The sequence below is a fragment of the Mycobacterium sp. genome, assembly GCF_965229105.1.
Taxonomy (GTDB): Bacteria; Actinomycetota; Actinomycetes; order Mycobacteriales; family Mycobacteriaceae; genus Mycobacterium.
Window position 1 is genome coordinate 1,830,388 of the sequence record NZ_OZ245858.1, and the last position, 11,297, is coordinate 1,841,684.

At 63.6% G+C, this 11,297-nt stretch carries 8 protein-coding genes; 4 read left to right on the top strand and 4 right to left on the bottom strand.

The window, feature by feature from the left end:
* Window positions 1-72 precede the first annotated feature (72 nt).
* Window positions 73-2,943, bottom strand: a complete 2,871-nt coding sequence (locus ADBZ9O_RS08895; protein WP_526530349.1) for a chitinase — start codon at window positions 2,941-2,943, stop codon at window positions 73-75.
* A 106-nt stretch (window positions 2,944-3,049) separates the two neighbouring features.
* Window positions 3,050-4,606 carry a methionine--tRNA ligase gene (gene metG, locus ADBZ9O_RS08900; protein ID WP_526530351.1) on the bottom strand — a complete coding sequence of 519 codons (1,557 nt, stop codon included), beginning with the start codon at window positions 4,604-4,606 and terminating at the stop codon, window positions 3,050-3,052.
* A gap of 26 nt (window positions 4,607-4,632) precedes the next feature.
* Here metG and ADBZ9O_RS08905 point away from each other — a divergent pair, with 26 nt between their 5' ends.
* The 3 genes from ADBZ9O_RS08905 (at window position 4,633) to rsmA (ending at window position 7,642) form a co-directional block, all read left to right on the top strand.
* The gene (locus ADBZ9O_RS08905) at window positions 4,633-5,487 is read left to right on the top strand and encodes a TatD family hydrolase (protein WP_526530353.1); all 855 of its coding nucleotides are present in this window, start codon (window positions 4,633-4,635) and stop codon (window positions 5,485-5,487) included.
* A 131-nt stretch (window positions 5,488-5,618) separates the two neighbouring features.
* Complete coding sequence (locus tag ADBZ9O_RS08910; protein ID WP_526530355.1) at window positions 5,619-6,746, top strand: transglycosylase family protein; 1,128 nt, start codon at window positions 5,619-5,621, stop codon at window positions 6,744-6,746.
* A complete protein-coding gene (gene rsmA / locus ADBZ9O_RS08915; protein WP_526532985.1) occupies window positions 6,743-7,642 on the top strand; it encodes a 16S rRNA (adenine(1518)-N(6)/adenine(1519)-N(6))-dimethyltransferase RsmA in 900 nt (299 codons plus the stop codon). The genes ADBZ9O_RS08910 and rsmA overlap by 4 nt, the downstream gene beginning before the upstream one ends.
* 63 nt (window positions 7,643-7,705) lie before the next feature.
* Here rsmA and ADBZ9O_RS08920 read toward each other — a convergent pair whose 3' ends face one another.
* On the bottom strand, window positions 7,706-9,250 hold the full coding sequence (locus ADBZ9O_RS08920) for an amino acid permease (RefSeq protein ID WP_526530357.1): 1,545 nt from the start codon (window positions 9,248-9,250) through the stop codon (window positions 7,706-7,708).
* 110 nt (window positions 9,251-9,360) lie between these two features.
* Complete coding sequence (locus tag ADBZ9O_RS08925) at window positions 9,361-10,212, bottom strand: serine/threonine-protein kinase (protein ID WP_526532987.1); 852 nt, start codon at window positions 10,210-10,212, stop codon at window positions 9,361-9,363.
* Between the two features lie 79 nt (window positions 10,213-10,291).
* On the opposite strand from ADBZ9O_RS08925, the gene ADBZ9O_RS08930 reads away from it, so the two are divergent.
* Window positions 10,292-11,245 (top strand): 4-(cytidine 5'-diphospho)-2-C-methyl-D-erythritol kinase, encoded by a 954-nt coding sequence (locus tag ADBZ9O_RS08930; RefSeq protein WP_526530359.1) that lies wholly within the window; start codon window positions 10,292-10,294, stop codon window positions 11,243-11,245.
* Window positions 11,246-11,297: the final 52 nt, after the last annotated feature.

The following is an 11,297-nucleotide window of genomic DNA, read 5'->3' on the forward strand; positions in this document are numbered from 1 at the left end:
TTTGTTGGTTGGTGACCTCAAGACACCGACCACGCAGAGAGTGTGACAGGACTTCTCGATATGTGGCGGAGATCACACCGCCTTGGCATTGGCGATAAGGGTCTGCCACTTCGCCAGGGTGTTCGCGTCGAGGGCGGCGATATTGCCGATCTGCAGCTTGCTCAGCGTCACCGCGTTGAGTGTGTAGGTCTGATTGTTGTCGACGATGGTGATGATCGTTGACCCGTTCTTCTGGGTGACGGCGAAATTGCCGGGTTGCATCCAGACGAAATCCAGTTTGTCCTTGGTTACGTCGAAATTCAGCACGGTATTGGTTCCCCAGTGCCATCCCAGGGTTGTGGTGGTACCGCCCTGGATCGGCGTGCCGCCACCACTGCCACCGGTGCTGCCGCCGCCCGAGGGGTACTTGACGACATTGACAGTGCCGTAGTCGCTGTAGACCTTGCTGAAGCTCCCGGCGGGGCTGCTGAGCCCCGAGGCGTTGTGCGATGCCTGGCCGAGCGTGCCGGGGTTGTCCCGCTCCAGCGACCACATCGACAGCATCCCAATACCTTTGGAGCGGGCGAAGTCTTCCAATGCCTGGGCGTCTGCGACGGTGAACACCTCGCTCTGGATGTCGTTGACCCCGAGCATCGCGGTGACGCCGATCTGGCTCCAGACAAACGTCTTGCCGTACTTCGTGTACACCGACGACAGTTGGGTGTACGTCGACTGCGCAGACCTGATCGCATAGGTGCCCATCGTCTGGGCGTTGGCTCCGGTGGTGGGTGCAGCAGATTCGCCGTAGTCCATCGCCATCACGTTGACACCGGCGATGTTGACTCCGGCCTTGACGGCCGACTCCACGACGTACACGCCATCGGCCGTCAGCCCGGTGGGCAGTACCGGCAGTGTGTACCAGATCTTCACCTGCGGGCGGTCCTGTGCAAGGAGCTTGAGTGCCTGGTTGTTCAGATCGACGGCAGCCTTATTGGCGATCGCTGCCCCTTCGATATCGAAGTCGAGATGGTCGACACCGTAGGTGTCGACCACGCTCTTGTAGGTGTTGGCCAACGCTTGCGCGCTAAGACCTTTCGCGGAGTAATACTCCGCCAGACTGGTTCCGGCCTGCCCGCCGAAGGAGATCATCACATCGCCGCCGGCCGCGCGAAACGATGCGATCGAGTCGTTGATCGCCTTGGCCTGGACATCAGTCGACGCGGGCTCCAGCGCGGTAAGACCGCCCCATGCGGGCTTTCCGTTCGGGTCTACCTGCAGGAAGCCCAGCGTCATCAGTGTGGCGCCGGTGGCCTTGGACATCTCGATGAGATTCGGCACGGGCCACCCCGCCATATCCACATACGGTGCGAAGAAGGCGTTGCCCCACTGGGCGGTGGTCCCACTCGGTGGCAGTGTGGCGACGTCGTCGTTGACGATGGTGCCGGTTGCGGTGGTGCTGCCGAGGGTGGCGCCGGTGGGGCTGGACAGGGTGACGGTCAGTGTTTCGTTGGATTCGACGGTGGTGTCGCCGGTGACGGCGACGGTGATGACCTGGGTGGTGACGCCGGGGGCGAATGTGATTGTGCCCGAGGTGGCTTGGTAGTCCTGGCCGGCGGTCGCGGTGCCGTTGGCGGTCACGTATTTGACGGTGACTGCGGTGGTGGAGGCCTTGGACAGCGTGACTGTGAACGCGAGGTTGGCGGTGCCGCTGGTGCCTTCGTTGGCGCTGGAGTTGGCGATCGACACGCTGGGGGGTTGGGCGGCGACGTCGTCGTTGATGATGGTGCCGGTTGCGGTGGTGCTGCCGAGGGTGGCGCCGGTGGGGCTGGACAGGGTGACGGTCAGTGTTTCGTTGGATTCGATCGTGGTGTCGCCGGTGACGGCGACGGTGATGACCTGGGTGGTGACGCCGGGGGCGAATGTGATTGTGCCCGAGGTGGCTTGGTAATCCTGTCCGGCGGTCGCGGTGCCGTTGGCGGTCACGTATTTCACCGTCACCGGCTTCGTCGACGTCTTCGACAGCGTGACCGTGAACGCGAGGTTGGCGGTGCCGCTGGTGCCTTCATTCGTGCTGGCGTTGCCCACTGAGACGGTCGGTGGCACCGAGGTGGTCTGCGCGGTGCTGATGATGTTCTGCCACTTGGCGACCGTGCCCGCATCTTTGGCAACGATGTTGGCTACCTGTAACTGGCTGAGCGTCACGCCGCTGAGCGTGTAGGTGTGGTTGTTGTCGACGACGCTGATCACCGTCGAACCCGCCTTCTCACTGACATCGAACTGATTGGCCCCCATCCAACCGAAGTCGAGTTTGTCGGTGGCCGGCTTGAAATTCACCACGGGATTGGTGCCCCAAGCCCACGTGATGATGGTCGTCGTGCCGGTTGCAGCCGCCGTCGCCGTCGCGGCCTTGACAGGCACAGCCGCGACACGTTGATCGGTCGACTTTTCGAACTCGCGGCGAACGAGTGCCACGACGGCGGCAACGAAATCGATCGGTGTGGCCGGAGCACCGCCGCCGGACTGCGTCGGTGCCAGGCTGACCTGCGCCAGGTTGCCGGACAGCGTCGCGGTCGGGGATGTCGTGGCCACTGGCGCAGTCCGGACTACCGCCGTTACCGCCGGGGTATCGGTCACCGCAGCGGGTGTGTCGGTGTCTTCGACGGCTTTCGGTGCCGGGCGCGCACGTTGCGCCGCCGCGGGTGTGGCTGGGTGGGTGTCCACCAGGTTAACGCCGGCAGTCGTCGCAGTCTTCGAAGAGTGAGATTGCCGCGATGAGCCCGCACTGGCATCGGCACGGTGAGGCCCCGCTGCCGCCGACTTTCGTGATGATGAATTCGTTGGCTGCGATGTCGAATCGGTGTCCGGATTATCGGCCAGCGCAACAACGGGATTGGTGACCACCGCCAGACCCAATCCGACCGCGAACACAGCCGAGCCAACCCGACCTACCGAAACCGAATCCATGAGGCCTCCCGACAAGGCTGAACAAATAGTGTTTGCTCATTATTAGTGCCGGTGCGGGTACTAGCGAGTTGGATTGGTGAAACTCGCTAAGTCGGGTCGGGGCCGCTCACTCGATTTCGGGAGCGATGTACCTCGGGAACACACCTTCCGGCTTCGGCAGCGCGGACCCGGGCATCAGCCGGGTGCCGATCGCCGTGAAATCCCGTTGGTCGACCGGCTGCCCGAGCAGGTCGAGCAGTTTGGCCGCCGAATCCGGCATCACGGGCTGCACCAGAAGCGCGGCGATCCGCACCACTTCCAGCGTCGTATAGAGCACCGTGGAGAACCGCTGCTGATCCGCAGCGGACTCGGACTTGCGCAGCACCCACGGCTCTTGGGCGGAGAAGTACCGGTTGGCGGCGCCGAGCATCAGCCAGATGGTCTCCAGGGCCAGATGCATCGCTTGGGCGTCGAAGTTTGCGCGGACCTTCGCCAGCAGGGCATCGGCCTCGGCCAGCATCGCGGTGTCCTCGGCGGTGAATTCCCCAGGGGTGGGCGCGATCCCGTCAAGATTCTTGTTCACCATCGACAGCGAGCGCTGAGCCAGGTTGCCCAGTTCGTTGGCCAGATCCGTGTTGATCCGGCTGATGATCCCCTCTTCGCTATAGCTGCCGTCCTGCCCGAAGGGCACCTCGCGGAGCAGGAAATAGCGCAGTTGGTCCAGGCCGAACGCGTCGACAAGGTTGAGTGGATCTACTACATTTCCGACCGACTTGCTCATCTTCTCGCCGCGGTTGAACAGGAAGCCATGCGCAAAAACCCTGCGAGGCAACTTGATTCCCGCCGACATAAGGAAGGCCGGCCAGTAAACGGTGTGGAAACGGATGATGTCCTTGCCGATCATGTGCAGATCTGCCGGCCAGTACCGTTGAAACGCATCGGAGTTGGTATCGGGGAACCCGACACCGGTGAGGTAGTTCGTCAGAGCGTCGACCCAGACGTACATCACGTGGTCGGGGTGGCCCGGCACCGGCACCCCCCAGTCGAACGTCGTCCGCGAGATGGACAGGTCGCGCAGCCCACCGGAGACGAAGCTGACCACCTCGTTGCGGCGCACATCGGGGGCAATGAACTCGGGGTGGGCCTCGTAATGGGCCAGCAGTCGATCGGTGTATGCCGAGAGTCGGAAGAAGTAGGTCTGTTCCTCGGTCCAGGTGACCGGTGCCCCGGAGTCAGTGGCGACCCGGATGCCGTCGGCGTTGACTGAGGTCTCCGATTCGGCGAAGAACGCTTCGTCGCGCACCGAGTACCAGCCCGAGTAACTGTCCAGATAGATGTCACCGTTATCGGACATCCGCTGCCAGATCGCCTTGGAGGCCTCGTAGTGGTCAGAGTCCGACGTGCGGATGAACCGGTCGAACGAGACGTTCAACTTCTCCTGCAACTCCTGGAAGACATCGGAGTTACGGCGGGCCAGTTCGGCGGTCGGAATGCCCTCCGCGGCGGCCGTTTGCGCCATCTTCAGCCCATGCACGTCGGTACCGGTCAAAAACCGGACATCGAAACCGTCGAGGCGTTTGAAGCGGGCGATCGCGTCCGTCGCGATGTATTCGTAGGCGTGTCCGACGTGCGGGACGCCATTGGGATAGGCGATCGCCGTCGTGACGTAGTAAGGCTGGTTCATCAGGTACTCCACCTTATTGTGTGGCGGTGAGTTCGAAACGCTCAGCCGGACGCGAGGCTCCGCCCCTTCCCGAGCCGTTGACCCCGCTGATTGACGCCCACACCCACCTCGACGCGTGCGGCGCGCAGGATGCCGACGGGGTCACCGAGATCGTCGATCGGGCCGCCGCTGTCGGTGTCGAGGCCGTCGTGACGATCGCCGATGACCTGGATTCGGCCCGCTGGGCGGTTGCCGCTGCCGACTGGGACTCGCGCGTCTATGCGGCCGTGGCACTGCATCCGACCCGCGCGGACGCACTCGATGGGTCCGCACAGGCCGAATTGGAGCGGTTGGCGGCCCATCCGCGTGTCGTGGCCATCGGGGAGACCGGGATGGACTTGTTCTGGCCGGGCCGGCTCGACGGCTGCGCTACCCCGGCGGTCCAACGGGAGGCGTTCGCCTGGCATATCGACCTGGCCAAACGGACCGGAAAACCGCTGATGATCCACAATCGCGACGCCGACGACGAGGTGCTCGACGTGTTGCGGGCCGAGGGTGCGCCGGACAACGTCATCTTTCACTGCTTTTCGTCAGGCCCGGCGATGGCACGGACCTGTATCGAGGCCGGATGGTATCTGTCACTATCAGGCACCGTCAGCTTCAAAAATGCCACTGACCTGCGAGAAGCGGCGCTTCTGATCCCTGAAGACCAGCTTCTCGTCGAGACTGATGCGCCGTTTTTGACCCCCCACCCGTATCGTGGAGCCCCGAACGAGCCATATTGCCTGCCGTACACCGTGCGGGCGCTGGCCGATCTCACAGATCGGCCCTCTGGCGAACTCGCCCGGCAGTCCGCAGCAAACGCCCGACGCGTGTATGGACTGGACCGGGTGGCGGGTTGAGACACCCGCATAAGGGGCGAAGCGGACCTCGTTGAGTTGTCGCTTTGTCGCAGGGTTCGTTACCGTCTTGTTATCAACAGGCGCCCGACCCGGCCCCTGGCCATGTCACCGAATTCAGGATCGCCTCAACTTTGAACGCACTCACCAAGCTGCATCAGTCCCGGTCGTCGATGCTGCGGATTCTGGTCGCGGCGTTGCTGATTACGCTTGCTTTCGCGGGTGGCTACGCCGTCACCGCGCATAAGACGGTCACGCTGAGCATCGACGGGGCGCCGATGACGGTGACCACGATGAAGTCCCGGGTTATCGATGTCGTGGCCGAAAACGGGTTCGCTGTCAGCGACCGCGACGACCTTTTTCCGGCCGCTGACCAGCAGATAAGCGATTCTGAAACCATAACGCTGCGGCGCAGTCGGCCCATCGACATCTCGTTGGACGGTCGCGACAGCAAGCAGGTCTGGACGACGGCCTCCACCGTTGACGAGGCACTGTCGCAGTTGGCCATGACCGACACGGCGCCTGCCGCCGCCTCCCGCGGTACCCGTCTCCCGCTGAACGGGATGGCGCTGCCGGTCGTCAGTGCCAAGACTGTCCAGATCAACGACGGTGGCGTCGTGCGCACCGTGCACCTTGCCGCCCCCAACGTGGCAGCACTCCTCGCGGCCGCCGGGGCGCCGCTAGAGCAGAGCGACCAAGTGGTGCCCATAGCCACCTCACCGGTGATCGCAGGTATGCAGATCCAGGTGACGCGGATCCGACTGGCGAAGGTCACCGAGCGACTTCCGCTGGCGCCGACGGCACAGCGCATCGAGGACCCCACGATGAACATGAGCCGACAGATCGTCCAGGATCCAGGAACGCCAGGTTTACAGGACGTGACGTTTGCCGTAGCGAGCCGTGACGGTGTGGTGACGGGTCGGTTGCCGGTCGCCAACGTGGTGCTGACCCCCGCCCGCGATGCCGTGCTCCGGGTGGGCACCAAACCGGGAACTGAGGTCCCCCCGGTGTCCAACGGACCCATCTGGGACGCCCTCTCCCGGTGTGAATCGGGTGGCAATTGGGCCATCAATACAGGTAACGGTTTCTACGGTGGCGTGCAATTTGATCAAAATACTTGGGAGCGTCAGGGTGGGCTGCGCTATGCTCCTCGTGCGGACCTGGCAACCCGCGAAGAACAGATAGCCATAGCGGACGTCACACGGGCCAGGCAGGGTTGGGGTGCTTGGCCGGTGTGCAGTGGTAGAGCGGGTGCATCCTGACTATTCGACTTCTCGGGCGGACCGAGATCAGAAACCTGGCCAAGGAGCTTGACTTCCGGCCACGTAAGTCGCTGGGTCAAAACTTTGTCCACGACGCGAACACCGTCCGACGTATCGTCTCGTCGTCCGGGATCAACCGTCATGACACGGTGATCGAGGTCGGACCAGGACTCGGTTCCTTGACCCTTGGGCTGCTGGATCGTGGAGCCACGGTATGTGCGGTCGAAGTCGACCCGGTACTGGCCCAGCGGCTGCCGCAGACCATCGCCGAACATTCGCACAGCGAGATCCACCGGCTGACGGTGATCAACTCCGACATCCTGACCATCCGTCGCGGTGATCTGGACGTCGAGCCCACCGCTTTGGTGGCCAACCTGCCCTACAACATCGCGGTACCTGCGTTGTTGCACCTGTTGGCCGAGTTCCCGTCGATCAAGACGGTCATGGTCATGGTGCAGGCCGAGGTCGCCGAGCGTCTCGCGGCCGAGCCCGGCGGCAAGGACTACGGGGTACCGAGCGTGAAGGTGCGCTTCTACGGCCGGGTCCGCCGCTTCGGCATGGTGTCTCCGACGGTCTTCTGGCCCATCCCGCGGGTGTACTCCGGTCTGGTGCGGATCGACCGCTACGAGACCACGCCCTGGCAGACCGACGAGGAATTCCGCGATCAGGTGTTCAACCTGATCGATATCGCCTTCGCGCAGCGCCGCAAGACGTCGCGGAATGCCTTCCTGGAGTGGGCAGGCTCGGGTAACGAGTCCGCCAGCCGTCTGTTGGCTGCCAGCATCGACCCCGCCCGTCGTGGGGAGACCTTGGCGGTCGCCGATTTCGTCCGGCTGCTACAGCGTTCAGGCGAATCCGAGGAGCAGCGGGCGCACCGCGTCCGGTCCTCCTCCTAAAATACGAGACAACACAGCGCGCCCGGTCGTCATTGACGACCGGGCGCGCTGCGTTACGGTCTTCTATTCGTCAGGCTCGGGATCCTTGGCCTCGGCCGCTTTCTTCTTGGTCGCTGCCATCTTGTCCTTACCGATGAGCTCATCCATCAACGGCGTCTCGGCATACACGGGGTAGTTACCGGTGATCCCCACCCGTTCCTGGGCCATCTCCAGCACCCGACCTCGCACGCCGTACCACCCGCCGATCAGGATCGGGATGATCACCACGATCGCGATGGCATTCCAGTAGTTCTCGATGCACATCAGCAGTGTCACGGCGGCCAGGAACACCAGTGTGGCGTAACTGGTGTACGGAGTGCCGAACAGCCGGAAGGCGGGGCGCTCCAAAATCCCCTTCTGCGACCAGCGGTACAGCTGGATCTGGCAGATGACGATGGTGGCCCAGGACGCGATGATGCCCAGCGCCGAGAGATCGAGGGCGATGTTGAATGCCTCCGCAGGCACGAAGAGGTTCAGGAACACTCCCACCACGGTGAAGCACGCCGTCAACGCGATACCAGCCCAGGGCACACCGCGTTTGGACATCTTTGCGGTGAACTTCGGGGCGCTGCCGTTCATCGACATCGACCGCAGGATCCGGCCGGTGGAGTACAACCCGGCGTTGAGGCTCGACAGTGCCGCAGTCAGCACCACGAAGTTCATGATGTCGCCTGCCGCGGGCACGCCGATACTGGAGAAGAACGTCACGAACGGGCTGGTGCCCGATTTGTACTTGGTAAAGGGCAGTAGCAGTGCCAACAGGATCAGTGATCCGACATAGAACACGGCGATCCGGAAGATCACCGAGTTGATCGCCTTGGGCATCACCTTCGCCGGGTTCTCCGTCTCGCCGGCTGCCGTGCCGACCAATTCGACTGCGGCGTAAGCGAAGATGACACCGGAGGTGATGACCACCAGCGACAGAAGGCCGTTGGGCAGAATGCCGCCGTTGTCGGCGATCACCGAAATGCCCGTCGGCTGACCCTCGACCGTGAACCGGCCGGCCAGGAAGACGATGCCCACCACCAGGAATGTCACCAGGGCGATGACCTTGATCAGCGCGGCCCAGAATTCCATCTCGCCGAACCACTTGACCGAGATCATGTTGATACTCAGCACGATCACCAGGGCGATGAGCGCGATGGTCCACTGTGGAATGGCGTCGAATGCTCCCCAGTAGTGCATATAGAGGGCGATGGCGGTGACATCGACGATCGAGGTGCAGGCCCAGTTGAAGAAGTACATCCAGCCGGCGACGTAAGCCGCCTTCTCGCCGAGGAATTCGCGTGCGTAGGAGACGAAGGAACCCGATGACGGGCGGTGCAGCACCAGTTCGCCGAGCGCGCGCAGGATGAAGAAGACGAAGACGCCGCAGATGGCGTAGACGATGAAAAGCCCTGGGCCAGCGGAGTTTAATCGACCGCCGGCGCCCATGAACAGGCCAGTGCCGATTGCCCCGCCAATGGCGATCATCTGGAGCTGACGAGGTTTGAGGCCCTTGTCGTAGCCCTCTTCCTCGTGCGCGAGCGCAGAGTTGTCATACGCAGTGGGTTGAGTTGGTGCAGCCATGCGCTGACGCTAACTGCGGGGCTCTGAGGCAGAAACTCGGAGCGCGTTAACCTTCTGTTACGGGAAAGCTAAACCAGTTGTCGTGTAACGATTGCTTGAAATCAATCCAACTAACGTAACGCGCGCGTAATGAGTCTTATGAATTCCGAACAGGATTCGTACCTTGCTTCGGGGTCTTTGGCCATCGCCTTGGTCAGGATCGAGTCGAAGGCTCGCGGGATCCACGACACTGAAAACGACACCTTCGGCGGCGCCCGGTGCAGCTGCGCTTCCATCAGCGCGACGGCCGTCGGTGCCACGAACGGAAGGCTGCCGGTGATGAGTTCGACTGCGGTACAGGCGAGGGCGTATTCGTCGGTGGCCGCCGTCGGCTGGTGGCCGAGAAGTAGTTCGGGAGCGGCGTAGGGCAGCGACGCCTGGATGTGGGACGGCCGGTCCGGCAGACGTTGCGCGACCCGCTTCGCCGGGTCCAGTGTCAAACTGTGCGCGGGATGCTGGGCCAGGCGTTGCTGGGCGTCCTCGACCACCGAGTGTGCCACGCCAAAATCGATGAGCACTGCGCCGCCTTGTGAAAAGTCCTCGAAGACAAGGATATTCGATGGCTTGACGTCGCAGTGCACGATGCCTATGCGGTGGGTGTAGTCGAGAGCGTCGGCGATCTGCGCCAGCGCGGCGAGTCGGTTGCCCAGGTTATGCAGAATGCTGGCGTTACCGCCGTCGACATACTGCATCGCCAGCCAGTGCGGCCCGCGGTCATACATCTTGACGATATGGGGGTGCTCCAGACGTCGTGCCAGCTCGAACTCACGCCGCAACTGGGCCAGCTCGAGGGGGTTTCGTCGATCCGCACCCAAAATTTTCAGCGCGACGGGGTCGGCTTTACCGTCAGCGTGAGCCAGGAACACCGTGGCGCTGCCACCGTGTCCGAGCTCGTCGTCGACCGTGTAGCCGTCGACGTCCATATCGACCCGCCCACCAGAACCTGGCACCTTGTCAGACTAGTTACCTGTTCTTTGGTTGGTCCCCCGATAGTCTCGTGCGGTGACCGCATCGGACGGGAGCACCGCCGCTGACTGGGTGCCAACAGGATCGGTATCGGTGCGTGTGCCGGGCAAAGTCAACCTCTACCTCGCGGTGGGGGATACCCGCGATGACGGCTATCACGAACTGACCACGGTGTTTCACGCCGTCTCACTGTTCGACGAGATCACCGTGCGCACCGCGGACGTGCTGTCGCTCGACGTCATCGGCGAGGGTGCCGAGCAGTTGCCGCTCGACGAGCGCAACCTGGCGTGGCAGGCAGCCGAACTGCTGGCCGAGCACGTCGGCCGGACTCCTGAGGTGTCCATCACCATCGAGAAGGCGATCCCGGTCGCTGGTGGGATGGCAGGCGGCAGCGCGGACGCGGCCGCCGTCCTGGTGGCCATGAACGCATTGTGGGAGACCGGCGTGCCCCGCCGCGATCTGCACACCCTGGCCGCACGCCTGGGCAGCGACGTGCCGTTTGCGTTACACGGCGGTACCGCGCTGGGCACCGGGCGCGGTGAAGAGCTGGCCACCGTGCTGGCCAGGAACACCTTCCACTGGGTACTGGCATTTGGGCGCAAGGGGTTGTCGACGCCGGCGGTATTCGCCGAGATCGACCGGCTCCGTGCGGTCGGTGAACCGCCCCGGGTCGACACTGCCGAGCCCGTCCTGGCCGCACTCGCCGCGGGCGACCCCAGGCAGCTGGCGCCGCTGCTGGGCAACGAACTGCAGCCGGCAGCGTTATCCATCGATCCCGAGCTGCGGCGCACGCTGCGTGCGGGCGTCGAGGCCGGTGCGCTGGCAGGCATCGTGTCGGGTTCGGGGCCGACGTGCGCGTTCCTGTGCTCATCGGCATCGTCTGCGGTCGACGTGGGCACCGAACTGGCCGGGGCCGGTGTGTGCCGGACCGTTCGGGTCGCCAGCGGGCCGGTGCACGGCGCCAGGGTGGTTCCTGCGCCGGTGTCATAGCGGGCGCGACCGCTGAAAACTCCGCTAAAGTTTGGCAGTTACTTAAGAGGAG

Bases quoted from the DNA above. Each gene is read 5' to 3' on its own strand.
- ADBZ9O_RS08920 (WP_526530357.1), bottom strand. From the start codon at position 9,250: ATGGCTGCACCAACTCAACCCACTGCGTATGACAACTCTGCGCTCGCG.
- ADBZ9O_RS08895 (WP_526530349.1), bottom strand. From the start codon at position 2,943: ATGGATTCGGTTTCGGTAGGTCGGGTTGGCTCGGCTGTGTTCGCGGTC.
- ADBZ9O_RS08925 (WP_526532987.1), bottom strand. From the start codon at position 10,212: ATGGACGTCGACGGCTACACGGTCGACGACGAGCTCGGACACGGTGGC.
- metG (WP_526530351.1), bottom strand. From the start codon at position 4,606: ATGAACCAGCCTTACTACGTCACGACGGCGATCGCCTATCCCAATGGC.